General features: G+C 71.6%; 12 protein-coding genes. 6 read left to right on the top strand and 6 right to left on the bottom strand.

The window, feature by feature from the left end:
- Positions 1–80 precede the first annotated feature (80 nt).
- Positions 81–785: a DUF5324 family protein gene (locus tag ACFV0O_RS29590; protein ID WP_380346704.1), complete on the bottom strand. Its 705-nt coding sequence runs from the start codon at positions 783–785 to the stop codon at positions 81–83.
- A gap of 217 nt (positions 786–1,002) precedes the next feature.
- Here ACFV0O_RS29590 and ACFV0O_RS29585 point away from each other — a divergent pair, with 217 nt between their 5' ends.
- On the top strand, positions 1,003–1,896 hold the full coding sequence (locus ACFV0O_RS29585) for a rhomboid family intramembrane serine protease (protein ID WP_380346703.1): 894 nt from the start codon (positions 1,003–1,005) through the stop codon (positions 1,894–1,896).
- 337 nt (positions 1,897–2,233) lie between these two features.
- Here the strand turns inward: ACFV0O_RS29585 and crgA are convergent, their stop codons facing one another.
- Entirely contained in the window at positions 2,234–2,482 is a 249-nt protein-coding gene (crgA, locus tag ACFV0O_RS29580) for a cell division protein CrgA (RefSeq protein ID WP_030060915.1), read from the bottom strand.
- A 169-nt stretch (positions 2,483–2,651) separates the two neighbouring features.
- On the opposite strand from crgA, the gene ACFV0O_RS29575 reads away from it, so the two are divergent.
- From ACFV0O_RS29575 to ACFV0O_RS29555, 5 genes are all read left to right on the top strand, one after another.
- Positions 2,652–3,416, top strand: coding sequence for a DUF881 domain-containing protein (locus ACFV0O_RS29575; protein ID WP_360258851.1), 765 nt, complete (start codon positions 2,652–2,654; stop codon positions 3,414–3,416).
- Between the two features lie 67 nt (positions 3,417–3,483).
- On the top strand, positions 3,484–3,663 hold the full coding sequence (locus ACFV0O_RS29570; protein ID WP_360258848.1) for a hypothetical protein: 180 nt from the start codon (positions 3,484–3,486) through the stop codon (positions 3,661–3,663).
- A 55-nt stretch (positions 3,664–3,718) separates the two neighbouring features.
- Positions 3,719–4,381 carry an aminodeoxychorismate/anthranilate synthase component II gene (locus ACFV0O_RS29565; protein WP_380346702.1) on the top strand — a complete coding sequence of 221 codons (663 nt, stop codon included), beginning with the start codon at positions 3,719–3,721 and terminating at the stop codon, positions 4,379–4,381.
- Positions 4,382–4,386: 5 nt separating this feature from the next.
- Positions 4,387–5,490, top strand: a complete 1,104-nt coding sequence (locus ACFV0O_RS29560; RefSeq protein ID WP_380346701.1) for a class E sortase — start codon at positions 4,387–4,389, stop codon at positions 5,488–5,490.
- 37 nt (positions 5,491–5,527) lie between these two features.
- Entirely contained in the window at positions 5,528–6,361 is an 834-nt protein-coding gene (locus ACFV0O_RS29555; protein WP_380346700.1) for a class E sortase, read from the top strand.
- A gap of 190 nt (positions 6,362–6,551) precedes the next feature.
- Here the strand turns inward: ACFV0O_RS29555 and pknB are convergent, their stop codons facing one another.
- The 4 genes from pknB to ACFV0O_RS29535 form a co-directional block, all read right to left on the bottom strand.
- A complete protein-coding gene (pknB, locus tag ACFV0O_RS29550) occupies positions 6,552–8,663 on the bottom strand; it encodes a Stk1 family PASTA domain-containing Ser/Thr kinase (RefSeq protein WP_380346699.1) in 2,112 nt (703 codons plus the stop codon).
- 260 nt (positions 8,664–8,923) lie between these two features.
- The gene (locus ACFV0O_RS29545) at positions 8,924–10,381 is read right to left on the bottom strand and encodes a peptidoglycan D,D-transpeptidase FtsI family protein (RefSeq protein ID WP_380346698.1); all 1,458 of its coding nucleotides are present in this window, start codon (positions 10,379–10,381) and stop codon (positions 8,924–8,926) included.
- Positions 10,378–11,754: an FtsW/RodA/SpoVE family cell cycle protein gene (locus ACFV0O_RS29540; RefSeq protein WP_380346707.1), complete on the bottom strand. Its 1,377-nt coding sequence runs from the start codon at positions 11,752–11,754 to the stop codon at positions 10,378–10,380. The genes ACFV0O_RS29545 and ACFV0O_RS29540 overlap by 4 nt, the downstream gene beginning before the upstream one ends.
- A gap of 160 nt (positions 11,755–11,914) precedes the next feature.
- Entirely contained in the window at positions 11,915–13,555 is a 1,641-nt protein-coding gene (locus ACFV0O_RS29535; RefSeq protein ID WP_380346697.1) for a protein phosphatase 2C domain-containing protein, read from the bottom strand.
- Positions 13,556–13,608 lie beyond the last annotated feature (53 nt).

Here is a 13,608-nt window from a genome sequence, read left to right as displayed (position 1 = left end):
GAAACGCCGATCGGCCGCCGACCAGGATCCTGGTCGGCGGCCGATCGGCGTTTCCGGGCCGCCCCGCGGCTTCCGTGCGGTCAGTTCGCCGCGGGGCCCCTGTCGTCGGGTCCGCCGGGTTCGGCGTCCTCGGCGTCGGGCCCCGCGCCGTTCACCGGTGCGGCGGACGCCCCGGCCGGCCGGGACTCCTGCGCCACCGGGGGCTCGACCAGCCACTCCGGGTTGCTGTGCCGGCGCCACCACTGCCAGGCCACCACACCGCCGGCGATCGCCAGCAGGCCCGCCACGGCGAGGCCGGTGGACCGGTGGCAGCACCGCTGCTTCCTGGCGTTCCGGGCGGCCAGCTCGCTGATCTCGGCCGAGCTCACGTTGCCGTGCAGGGCGGTCAGTGCGGCGGCGCCCCGGTACTGCGCCTCCTGGGCGACCGGGGTGACCACGGCGCGGGCGTCTCCGACCGCCTGGGCGACCCTGGGGCCGACCGTGGCGCGCGCCTGGTCCGCGGCCCGCGCGGCGGAGAGACGGGCTGCCAGAGCGGCCTCCTGGGCCCGGTGGAGGGCCTTCAGGACGTTCTGCTGGGCATCCGGCGGCAAGTTGGCGAAGGCCTGGCCGAATTGCGGGGCGAGGTGCTTGTCGTACTGGACGCGGAGGTTGTGGGCGGCCTGGGTGGCCATCGGGCCGAGGGAGTCCAGGGCGGGGCCGAGGCGCTGCTTGGCGCCGTCCGCGAGGTGTGCGGCGGTGTCCCGGGTCCTGGTGGCCGTCTCACGGGCTGAGTCCGAAAAGCTCACGAGTCTCTCCTCCTGGGTGGCGTCCTTTATGCACATATCCACCTGAATGCTGATCATGCATCCTGATTTGTCCACCGGCACCCGGGGTGGGCCGTACGCGGGGTTCCCGCGGGTGCGCGGGCCGGAGGGACGGGATGCGGGGGAGCGAGGCCGTGGGGCGGGGCCGCGGCAGTAGGCTGGCTGTTTCGGAGGTCGTGTACGGGAAGGGGACCCGCTGATGCTCCCGGACGAGCCCAGGTCGTCGACCGGCCCCGCCCCGGAGGCCGGCCTTCCCGGCTGCTACCGCCACCCCGGGACGCCCACCGGGGTCTCCTGCACCCGTTGTGAGCGGCCGATCTGCCCGCAGTGCATGGTGACCGCCTCGGTGGGCTTCCAGTGCCCGGAGTGCGTCGGGGCGGGGCACGCCGGCACCCGGCGGCCGACCACCCGGTTCGGCGGGGCGTCGAGCGCCGACGGCGGGCTGGTGACCCGGCTGCTGATCGGGGCCAACGTCGTGGTCTGGGTGCTGGCCGCCTACGTGCTGACGCCGCGGCTGGGCCAGACCTGGTCACTGTTCAGCGCCGGGCGCGACATCCTCGGCGGCCCGGCCGGGATCGCGGACGGGCCGGACCAGTGGTACCGGCTGCTGACCGCCACCTTCCTGCACCTGGAGTGGTGGCACGTCGGGCTGAACATGTTGGTGCTGTTCTGGCTCGGCCCGCCGCTGGAGGAGGCGCTCGGCCGGCTCCGCTTCCTCGCCCTCTACGTGGTCGCAGGCCTGGGCGGCAGCACCTTCGCCTTCCTGGTGGCCGGCGACTGGATGAACTCGGTCGGGGCCTCCGGGGCGATCTTCGGGCTGATCGGCGCCACGATCGTGATGCAGCTGCGGAACAGGGGCCCGCTGGCCCCGGCGGTGGCGTTCCTGGTCTTCAACCTGATCGTCACCTTCTCGCGGCCCGGCATCGACTGGCGCGCGCACCTGGGCGGGCTGGTGCTGGGCGGGCTGACCGCGGCCGGCCTGATGTACGCCCCGCGCGAGCGCCGCGGGCTGGTCCAGGGGCTGGCGGTGGCGGGGGCGGTGGCCGTCGAGGTGGCGATGCTGCTGATCGGGATGTCCCTCTACGGATCCTGAGGACCCGGGCGTTTGTCCACAGCGGGTGCGGGGTTGTGCACAGGCTGTGTGCCGCCGTGACTGTGGACTGCTGTTCTACGCGTGTCCTGCTGTGCGGTTTTCCCGTGCCCAGGAAGTTGTGCACAGCTGTGGACGGTCCCGGCCCGGAAAGTTATCCACAGGCTGGGGGGACTTTTCCCCAGTGTGGATAACCATGTGGATAAGCGTGACAGTCCGATGGTCGGTATGACTGACCGCCGCCCGGTCCGGGTCCGGGCACGCCTGACCGCCGTCCCGGGACGAGCGATCCGGAACGGCGGGAATCGGCCCGGGACCGGGCCTCAGGACGAGCGGGTCGTCACTTCCACTGGGTGGAGACGCCGAAGCCGGCGGCGATGAAGCCGAAGCCGACCAGGATGTTCCAGTTCCGCCAGCTCTCGACCGGGTAGGTGCCGCTGGTCACGTAGTAGGTGACGATCCACACCAGGCCGATCAGGAACAGTGCCAGCATCAGTGGCGCGACCCAGCCGCGGCCCGAGCTGATCTTCACCGTGGCCGTGGTCGGCGGGGTGTAGTCGGACTTCTTGCGGAGTCGAGACTTCGGCACGAGGGGTTCTCCTGTCGATGCGCTGTGAGACCGCGCAGAGGTGCAGCGGGTGGGTCGGTCGACGGTCGGCCGTGGAGAACGTCCTGGGGGACGGCTCCGCACGTGCCACCGGCGTCCGTTAGCGTAGTGGCTCGGCGGGTCTTGAGGAGATAAGGGTACGGTGACTAATTTGTCGATTCCCCCTGAGTCGGCCCGTACCCGCCGCTCCGGTACCCGAATTGTCGGACGTGCCCTGACCTGCGCCGTCTTCGCGCTCGCCGGTCTGCTCTTCTACATCAGCGCGCAGACCGCCCGCGGCACCGACCTGCGGACGGACAACTCGCTGCTCAGCCTCGGCGACGTGATCCGCCAGCGCAGCGCGCAGAACCAGCAGGCGCAGTCCCAGCTCGCCGACCTGCAGTCCCGCTCCCAGGACCTCACCGAGCAGCAGGGCCACAGCCCCGCCGACGCGGCCCGGCTGGACGACCTGCGGCGCGGCGCCGCCCTGGAACCGCTGCAGGGCGGCGGCCTGACCGTCACCCTCAACGACGCCCCGCCGAACGCCACCGCCCGCATCCCCGGCGTCCCCGAGCCAGGCGTCAACGACCTGGTCATCCACCAGCAGGACATCCAGGCCGTGGTCAACGCGCTGTGGCGGGGCGGCGCGGAGGGCGTGCAGGTGATGGACCAGCGGCTGATCTCCACCAGCGCCGTCCGCTGCGTCGGCAACACCCTGCTGCTGCAGGGCCGGGTCTACTCCCCGCCGTACGTGGTCAAGGCGGTCGGGAAGACCGACGCACTGCGCTCCGCCGTCGACGCGGACCCGACGATCCGCAACTACCTGCAGTACGTCCAGGCGTACGGGCTGGGCTGGAAGGTCCAGGAGAGCGGTGACCTGACCCTGCCGGGGTACTCCGGCACCACCGAGCTGCGGTCGGCGGGCGGGCAGCAGTAGCGGACCGGCCTCGCGGCCGTGGGGGCGGGTCTACTCTTGACCCAGCCTGCTACGACGAGGGAGCACCATGTACGGCTTCATCTGGCGTCACCTCCCGGGGAACACCCTGGTCAAGGCCGCCATTTCGGTGCTCCTCATCCTGGGGATCGTCTACCTGCTCTTCACCTACGTCTTCCCGTGGGCGGAACCGTTGCTCCCCTTCGGTGACGTCACAGTGGATGGCGGCGACGGCGCCGCGGCCGGCTGAACCGGCGGTCCCGGCACTTCCATCCAGCACCGCATCCCACGGAGACCACGCGCGCATGACCACCCAGTCGAACCCGCCCCGCATCCTGGTGGTGGACAACTACGACAGCTTCGTCTTCAACCTGGTGCAGTACCTGTACCAGCTCGGCACCACCTGCGAGGTGGTCCGCAACGACGAGGTGACCGTCGAGCACGCCGTCCGCCGCTCCGGGACGGAGGGCTTCGACGGGGTGCTGCTCTCCCCCGGGCCCGGCGCGCCGGAGGAGGCCGGGGTCTGCATCGAGATGGTGCACCACTGCGCGCGGATCGGCCTGCCGCTGTTCGGCGTCTGCCTGGGCCTGCAGTCGCTCGCGGTCGCGTACGGCGCGGTGGTCGGCCGGGCGCCGGAGCTGCTGCACGGCAAGACCTCGTCGGTCGAACACGAGGACGGCGGCGTGTTCGAGGGCCTGCCCTCGCCGCTGACCGCGACCCGCTACCACTCGCTCGCGGTCGAACCGGCCACCGTGCCGGAGGAACTGGTGGTCACCGCACGGACCGAGAGCGGTGTGATCATGGGCCTGAGGCACCGTGAACTGCCGGTCGAGGGCGTGCAGTTCCACCCCGAGTCGGTGCTCACCGAGGGCGGGCACCGGATGCTCGCCAACTGGCTCGCGGAGTGCGGCTTCCCGCAGGCCGTGGACCGGTCGGCCGGGCTCGCCCCGGTGATCGGCCGGGGCTGAGCGGCGTGACCGCGCTGCGTCCGGAGGGGCGTTACCAGCCGGCGGGGGACCCGTACGGCGGCGCGCAGCAGTTCGACGGCGCCCGGGCGTACGGGGGACCGCAGTACGGCGACGGCACGGACGGTGCCCCGTACCAGCAGGCGTCCCCGGTGCAGACCGTGCCCGAGGACGCCTGGGGCGTGTACGAGCAGGCCGGGGACCCGCTCGCGGGCGGACCGGAGTACCCCTGGCTCCCCGACCAGACCCTGCAGTTGAGGCTGCCCGTCGGGATCGGCGAGCCGGCCGCCGAGCCGGCCCCGCCCACCGGGGGCCGGGCCGAACGGCGTCGGGCCGCCCAGGGCCGTACGGCGATCCGGTCGGGCCACGGACGGCGTCGGGCGAGCGGCCGGGCCGGCGGGCGGGTGCGCCCCAGGGAGTCCGCGGTCGTCGTGGCCGCCCGGGCCGTCGGCGAGCTGTGCATCACGCTCGGCCTGGTGATGCTGCTCTTCGTCGCCTACCAGCTCTGGTGGACCAACGTGCAGGCCGACGCGGCCGCCGACGGGGCCCGCAACAAGCTGGAGCAGCAGTTCGACGCGGCGCCGCCCGCCCAGCCGGGGCAGCCCGCCCCGGACCCCGACAAGCCCGAGGTGTTCGAGCCGGGCAAGGGCTTCGCCATCATCTACCTGCCCAAGCTGGGGCTGAAGTTCCCGATCGCCGAGGGCACTTCCAAGTCGGCGGTGCTCGACAAGGGCCTGGTCGGCCACTACCCCGGCACCGGGATGCCGGGAGACAAGGCGGGCAACTTCGCGCTGGCCGCGCACCGCAACACCCACGGTGAGCCGTTCCGGTACATCAACCAGCTCTCCAAGGGCGACAAGGTCGTGGTGGAGACCGCCGCCGGCTACTACACCTACGAGATCACCGGGGGCATCCCGGAGACCTCCCCCAACAACGTCAGCGTGATCAAGCCGGTGCCGAACGGCGCCGGGTACGCCGGCCCCGGCCGCTACATCACGCTGACCACCTGTACGCCGGAGTTCACCTCCAAGTTCCGCCTCATCCTCTTTGGGAAGATGGTCGAGGAACGGCCGCGCAGCCAAGGCAAGCCGGCCGCGATCACGGGCGGGTAGCCGTCCGTCCGCCCGGCCCGGAGGGGGAGCACCGCAGATGCAGGACGACGAGGCCGTGCAGGACGGGGCCGTGAAGTCGGCCGGGCCGGGGCAGGACGGCGTCCCCCCGGCCGGGCGGCCGGCCGGGCGCGGGCGGAGCCGGGCGCTGGCCGCGCTCGGGGTCTTCGGCGAGCTGCTGATCACCCTGGGCCTGGTCCTCGGCCTGTTCGTGACCTACTCGCTGTGGTGGACCAACGTGCAGGCCGACCGCGCGGCCTCGGCGGCCGCCGACCGGCTGCGCGGCTCCTGGGCGGCCGGCCCGGTCGCGGTCCCCCCGGCCTCGCCCGGCGGTACCCCCGCCCCGGCCCCCGGCGCCCCGCCGGCGGCGAAGCAGTTCGCGGTCGGGGACGACGTCGGCTTCCTGCACGTCCCGGCGATGGGCCGGGACTTCCAGGTGCTGATCCGGATGGGCACCTCCACCGAGGTCCTGGACGAGGGCGTGGCGGGCGTCTACGAGCAGCCGTACAAGGCCGCGATGCCCTGGGACGAGACCGGCAACTTCGCACTGGCCGCCCACCGCGACGGCCACGGCGCCAAGTTCCACGACCTGGACGCCGTCCACCAGGGCGACGCGGTCGTCGTCGAGACCAAGGACAAGTGGTACGTCTACAAGGTCGACGGCACCCTGCCGGAGACGTCCAAGTTCGACACCGGCATCGTGGCGCCCGTCCCGGCCCGCTCCGGCTACGCGGGCCCCGGCCGCTACATCACCCTGACCACCTGCACGCCGGTGTACACCTCGCGGTACCGGATGGCGGTCTGGGGGAGCCTGGTGCGGGTGGACGACATGGACGCCAAGCGCACCCCGCCGCCGGAGCTGCGGCACTCCTGAGCCCCCCGGGGGCCCGTGCCCGGCTCCCCCGGGGGCTGCGCGGGGTCGCGGCCGGCCGGGGAGGCACGACGACCGGGAAACGCCCGAGGGCCCGCCGCATCCGCTGCGGCGGGCCCTCGGGCATCTTCCTCGGCCGGCGTCACCCGGGCTCCGGGCCCCGGTTCAGTTGAACCAGGGGAAGATCGGAGGCCTAGTTGTTCCCTTTGGCGGGTGGGGTGGTGGGGTCGCCTCCTTTGGGCGGCTCGGCGGCCTTCGTGAAGAGCTGGACCTGGGTGCCCGGGTCGAGCATGGTGCCGGCGCCCGGGTTGCTCATCTGGACGATCGCATTCGGGTCCTGCGGGCCGACCACGGTGTAGCCGAGGTTGACCTTCGCGAGCTGGGCGATGGCGTCCGACAGCTTCTGGTTCTGCAGCGGCGGGACCTGCGCCTTGTCCGGGGCCTTGAAGATCGTCAGCGCGATCTTCGTGTTGGCCGCGACCTTGGTGTTGGGCTGGACCGACTGCACGGCGACGGTGTTGATCTTGGTCGGATCGTTGGTCTGCGCGGTCTTCGAGGCGTCGACCTGGAAGCCGGCGGCCTGCAGCTGGTTCGTCGCGTCGTCCTTCTGGGCGCCGACCACGTTCGGGACGTTGATCTTGGTCTTGCCCTGGGAGACCGTCAGCTTGATCGGGGCGGTCGGGTCAGCGGTGTTGTTGGCCGCCGGGTCCTGGGCGGTGACGGTGTCCTGCGGGGCGGTGTCGTCGTCCTTGTACTCGGGGGCGCCGACGTTGGTGAAGCCGGCCGCGGCCAGTGCCTGCAGCGCCTGGTCCTTGGTCTTGCCGACCACGGACGGGACGGTCGCCTTGGCCGGCCCGGAGGACACCTGCACCGTGATGGTGCCGTTCTCGGCGACCTGGTTGCCGGCCGTCGGGTTCTGGGTGCAGACCTGGTCCTTCTTGATGTTCGCGTCCGGGCAGGCGACCTTCTCGCCCTCGGTCACCACGAGCTTGCTGCCCGCCGCCGCCGCGGCGGTCTTGGCGTCGGCCAGGGTCTTGCCGACCAGGTTCGGCGCGGTGATCTTCGCGGCGTCCTTGGTGCCCTTGTTGCTGAACATGGCCTGGGCGACGAAGAAGGTGCCGACCAGGACCAGGACGGCGGCCACCGCCAGCACGATCCAGGAGGTGTTGCTCTTCTTCGGCTGGTCCTCGCCGCGGCGGCCGGCGCGGCCCTGGCCGTCGTCGTAGCCGTCGCCCCCGCCGCCCGCGTAGGTCTGGCCGTAGCCGTCGTCCCCGTAGCCGCCCTGCTGCCCGTACCCGGGCTGGCCGGAGGCCTGCGGCAGGACGGTGGTCGGGCCGCCGCCGGGCTGCTGCGGCAGCACGTTGGTCTGGCCGTACGGGTCGTGCTGCTGCGGGTAGCCGTTCTGGTCGTAGCCGTATCCGGCGGCGCCCATGCCGTACGCGGCCTGCTGGGCGGCGGCGACCGGGAGGCCGTCGAGGAAGCGCTCGATGTCGTCGCGCATCTCGTCGGCGCTCTGGTAGCGGTAGTCGCGCTCCTTGGCGAGGGCCTTGAGCACGATCGCGTCGATCTCGGGGCGCACCTCGGGGTCGAAGACCGACGGCGGCTGCGGCTCCTCCCGGACGTGCTGGTAGGCCACCGCGACCGGCGAGTCGCCGACGAACGGCGGGCGGACCGTCAGCAGCTCGTAGAGCAGGCAGCCGGTGGAGTAGAGGTCGGAGCGGGCGTCGACCTGCTCGCCCTTGGCCTGCTCGGGGGAGAGGTACTGGGCGGTGCCGATGACGGCGGAGGTCTGCGTCATGGTCATCCCGGCGTCACCCATCGCACGGGCGATGCCGAAGTCCATCACCTTGACGTTGCCCTGCCGGGTCAGCATCACGTTGGCGGGCTTGATGTCGCGGTGCACGATGCCGGCCCGGTGCGAGTACTCCAGGGCCTGGAGGATGCCGATGGTCATCTCCAGCGCGCGCTCGGGCAGCAGCCGGCGGCCGGAGTGCAGCAGCTCGCGCAGCGTGGACCCCTCGACGTACTCCATCACGATGTACGGGATGGAGATGCCGTCGATGTAGTCCTCGCCCGTGTCGTACACGGCGACGATCGCGGGGTGGTTCAGGGACGCCGCCGACTGTGCCTCGCGGCGGAAGCGGGCCTGGAACGACGGATCCCTGGCCATGTCGGCCCGGAGCGTCTTCACTGCGACGGAACGGCCGAGCCGGGTGTCATGGGCGAGGTACACCTCGGCCATGCCGCCGCGTCCGAGGACGCCGCCGAGCTCGTACCTGCCGCCTAGGCGACGAGGCTCTTCCATAGTTCCGACCCTCTCCCTCACCCGCCGGTGAGGTTGTGACGTAGGTGTCCCCGCACGCTCTGGGTGACGCCGCGCGGTCCTCGACCGGTTCTCCGGCCGGGCCGTTCGGTGCCCCGCGGGCGGCAACGGGCACACCCGCTGCTGGCGGATACGCTACCGGTCGCACCCCATCGGACCGGAGTCAGCCGTCGGCCGATATCAGACCGGTATCCGGCAGGGGGTGCCGATCGTGACATTCGCCTCACCCCGGACCCGGCTCCCTACTTGCCGAGTGCGGCCTGCATCACCGCCTTGGCGATCGGGGCCGCGAGCCGGCCGCCGCTGATGCCGTCGCGGTTCTGCGAGCCGTCCTCGACGACCACCGCGACCGCGACCGACCGTCCGTCCGAGGCCTTGGCCCAGGACGTGAACCAGGCGAACGGCAGTCCGGCGTTGTCCTCGCCGTGCTGTGCGGTGCCGGTCTTGCCGCCGACCTGCAGGCCGGGGATCTTGGCGTTGGTGCCGGTGCCGTTCTCGACCACCGAGACCATCAGGTCCTGCATCTTCTGCGCGGTGGTCGGGCTCATCGGCTGGGAGAACTGCTTCTCGGTGTGCTTGGAGATGGTGGTCAGCGAGGCCGAGCGCTCCTGGTCGACCAGGTACGGCTGCATCAGGCTGCCGTTGTTGGCGATCGCGGCGGAGATCATGGCCATCTGCAGCGGGGTGGCGCGGGTGTCGTGCTGACCGATCGAGTCCTGGGCGGTGCCGTCCAGGCTGGGGCTGTCCGGGAAGATGCTCTTCTCCGAGCGGACCGGGGTGTCGACGGTGCTGTTGAAGCCGAACTTCTCGGCCTGCGCCCGCATCTTCTCCTTGCCGAGGTCGGCGCCCATCTTGGCGAAGACCGTGTTGCAGGACTGGTCCATCCCGGACTTCACGGTGGCGTTCTCGCAGCGCTCGTTGGGGCTCTCGTTCTTGAGCTGCGTGTTGGTGCCGGGCAGGGTGTACGGCTCGGGGGTCGACGTGGCGTCGTCGACGTTCTGGTACAGGCCGTTCTCGAACGCCGCGGTCGCGGTGACCAGCTTGAAGGTCGAGCCGGGCGGATAGGTCTCCTTCAGCGCCCGGTTGAGCATCGGCTTGTTCGGGTCCGCGTTGAGGTCCGTCCAGGCCTTGGAGTCGGCCGAGCCGCTCCCGGAGAAGGTGCCCGGGTCGTAGGACGGGGTGGAGACCAGGGCCAGGATCGCGCCGGTCTTCGGGTCGATCGCGACCGCCGCGCCCTTCTTGTTGCCCAGGCCGTCGAAGGCGGCCTTCTGGACCTTGGCGTCGATCGTGGTGACGACGTCGCCGCCGCGCTTCTGCTCGCCGGTCAGCATGTCCAGGGTGTTGCGGAAGAACAGCCGGTCGTCGGTGCCGGAGAGGACGCCCTCCTCCAGGTTCTCCAGCTGGTTGGAGCCGAAGACCTGGGAGGAGTAGCCGGTGACCGGGGCGTACATCGGCCCGTCGACCCAGGAGCGCTGGTACTTGTAGCGCAGCCCGTTGACGAAGTCCGACTTGGTGACCGGCTGGCCGCTGACGATGATGTTGCCGCGCGGGTGGGCGTAGCGGTCGTATATCTGGCGCTTGTTGTTCTTGTTGGTGGCCCAGGAGTCGGCCTGGACGCCCTGCACCCAGTTGGTGCGCACCATCAGGGCCAGGATCAGCACGAGGCAGAAGATCGAGACCCGTCGGATCGGCTTGTTCATCGGGCGGGTCCTCCCTGGCCCTCGGTGGCCGGGGCGGGTTCGACCCCGGGTCGGCGGGCGCTGTCGCTGATCTTCAGCAGGATCGCGACCAGCGCCCAGTTGGCGACCACGGACGAACCGCCCTGCGCGAGGAACGGCATGGTCATACCGGTCAGCGGGATCAGTCCGGTCACGCCGCCGGCTACCACGAACACCTGCAGCGCCATCGCCGAGGCGAGGCCGACGGCGAACAGCTTGCCGAACGGGTCGCGGGCGGCGATCGCGGTGCGCAGGCCGCGCTGCACCAGCAGCGCGTACAGCAGGAAGATCGCCATCATGCCGGCCAGTCCGAGCTCCTCGCCGAAGGAGCCCAGGATGAAGTCGCTCTTCGCGGCGAAGTTGATCAGCCAGGAACGGCCCTGGCCGAGGCCGGAGCCGGTGGCGCCGCCGGAGCCGAGCGCCATCAGCGACTGGCCGATCTGCTCGGTGGCGCCAGGCGGGGGCTTCGGGTTGAAGGCGGCCATCGGGTCGAGCCAGGCGTTGATGCGGACCTTCACGTGGCTGGCGGTGGAGGCGACCGCGATCGCGCCGCCGACCGACATCAGCAGGCCGAACAGGATCCAGCTGGTCCGCTCGGTGGCGACGTAGAGCATCACCACGAACAGGCCGAAGAACAGGAAGGACGTGCCGAGGTCGTTCTCGAAGATCAGGATCAGCAGGCTGAGCAGCCAGATCACGACGATCGGGCCGAGGTCGCGGCCGCGCGGCAGGTACAGGCCCATGAAGCGGCGGCTGGCCAGTGCCAGGGCGTCCCGCTTGACCATCAGGTAGCCGGAGAAGAACACCGTCAGGACGATCTTGGCGAACTCGCCGGGCTGGATGGAGAAGCTGCCCATCCGGATCCAGATCTTGGCGCCGAAGTCCTCGGCCCGGGCCGGGAAGAAGGCCGGCGCGGCGAGCAGGACCAGGGCCACCACCATCGAGATGTAGGTGTAGCGCTGGAGCACCCGGTGGTCCTTCAGGAAGACCATCACGCCGATGAAGCCCGCGATCCCCAGGGCCGACCACATCAGCTGGTTCTGGGCCGCCGGGAAGTTGCCGCTGAGCAGCTTGCCCGCCTTGTCCAGCCGCCAGATCATCACCACCCCGAGGCCGTTCAGCAGGGTGGCGATCGGCAGCATCAGCGGGTCCGCGTACGGCGCGAAGCGGCGCACCAGCAGGTGCGCGACCAGCGCCAGGGCGCCCATGCCGAGGCCGTAGCCGAGCATGCCCGTGGGCAGCTTGGCGTCCATCGCGAGGCCGACGTTGGCGTACGCGAGGACCGGCAGCAGCACCGCGAAGAGCAGCAGGGCCAGCTCGGTGTTGCGCCGGTTCGGTGCCTCCTGCAGGGAGATGGTGGTGTTGCCCCGTCGACGGGGGACGGCGCGTCCGGCCGTCGCCCGTCGGCGGCCGGCCCGGCCGGTGTCTTCGCTCAGGTCGTAGCTGCTCACGTGGTGACCGCTCCCTGACGGCCGGCAAGCCCGCGCGGGGCGGTCCTATGTCGGATCACGGACGTCACTGCTTCGGGCAGGAGTTGGCCCGGCTGAGTTCGTCTTCGGTCAACTGGGTCGGGTCGCCCTGGGTGCCGGTCGCCGGAGGAGTGGCGTTCGGCGTCGGGGCGGCCGTGCCGGGGGCGGACGGGGTCGGGGAGGCCGGGCTGGTCGAGGGCGGCACGGTCGGTGCCGCCGCGGCCGGGCCGCGGTTCTTCTCGCTCGGGGTGGGCGTGCCGGCCAGGAACGCGGTGTGGGTGGCCTGCGTCGCCTGGGTGCCCTGCGCCGGGGCCGTCGCCTTGGCGGCCTTCTGGCAGAGCTGCACCCAGCCGTCGAGCTCCTGGACGGTGCTCTGGGCGTCCTTCAGGGTGTTCACCGAGATGGTCTTGTTCACGTGGGCGCGCTGGTCCTGCGGCAGCCACTTGAGCTGGATGCCGCTGTACGAGTCGCGCACCGAGGACAGGCTCAGTCCGGCCAGGTTCTGGTTGATCCCCTGGTAGACCGCGACGTGGTCGCCGTCCTCGCCGATGTAGTACTGGTCCTGGGTCCACTGGTAGCCGAAGTAGCCGGCGCCGCCCAGCAGGCCGAGCGTGACCAGGACGGCCACCGAGACGGTCAGGCCCTTGCGCTTGCGCTTGCGGGGCGGCTCCTCGTCGAACTCCTCGGTGCCGTACACCGAGGGCTCGCCGGAGCCGTAGCCGTAGGCGGCGCCCCCCTCGTAGCCCTCCGCGGGGCCGAAACCGCCCGCCGCGGGGTCGTAGCCGGCCTCGTAGCCCTCGGCGGGGCCGAAGGCGCCCTGCGGGCCGCGGCCCAGGCCCGCCGCGCGGCCGGCCGGGGTGTCCGCGATCGAGCGGTCGGCGGCGGCCGAGGACGGCGGGGCGTCGGCGACGGCGCCGACCACCACCGGGACGTCGTTGAACTGGCCGCTCATGGTGTCCGTGGCGCCGACGTCGATGACGTCCGCCACGATGCAGGTGATGTTGTCCGGACCGCCGCCGCGCAGTGCGAGCTGGATCAGCTCCTGCACGGTCTGCTCGGGCGAGTAGTAGCTGCCGAGGGTGTCCTGGAGGGTCTGGTGGCTGACCGGGCCGGAGAGGCCGTCGGAGCAGATCAGGTAGCGGTCGCCGGCCCGGACCTCGCGGATCGACAGGTCGGGCTCGACCTGGCCGCGGCCGTCCAGCGCCCGCATCAGCAGCGAGCGCTGCGGGTGGGTCTCGGCCTCCTCGGGCGTGATCCGGCCCTCGTCGACCAGGCGCTGCACCCAGGTGTGGTCCTGGGTGATCTGCACCAGCGAACCGTCGCGCAGCAGGTAGGCGCGGGAGTCGCCGACGTGCACCAGGCCCATCCGCTGGCCCGTCCAGAGCATCGCGGTCAGCGTGCAGCCCATGCCTTCGAGCTGCGGGTCCTCCTCGACCATCTGCCGGAGCCGGTCGTTGGCGCCCTGGACGGCGTCGCCCAGCAGGGTCAGCAGGTCGGCGCCCGGCACGTCCTCGTCCAGCCGGACGATCGAGCCGAGCACCTCGGAGGAAGCGACCTCGCCGGCCGCGGCGCCGCCCATGCCGTCGGCCACGGCCAGCAGCCGCGGCCCGGCGTAGCCGGAGTCCTCGTTCCCCTCCCGGATCAGTCCCTTGTGGGAGCCGGCGGCGAAGCGCAGCACCAGGGTCATGCGACCTGTGCCCCCCTCTGGGTCATGGACGGGATGCTGTCCCTCATGCGCTA

The sequence above is a fragment of the Kitasatospora sp. NPDC059577 genome (genome assembly GCF_042735475.1).
GTDB lineage: Bacteria > Actinomycetota > Actinomycetes > Streptomycetales > Streptomycetaceae > Kitasatospora.
Note: the sequence above shows the minus strand (reverse complement) of the source record. Positions and strands in the feature narration are given on the sequence as shown.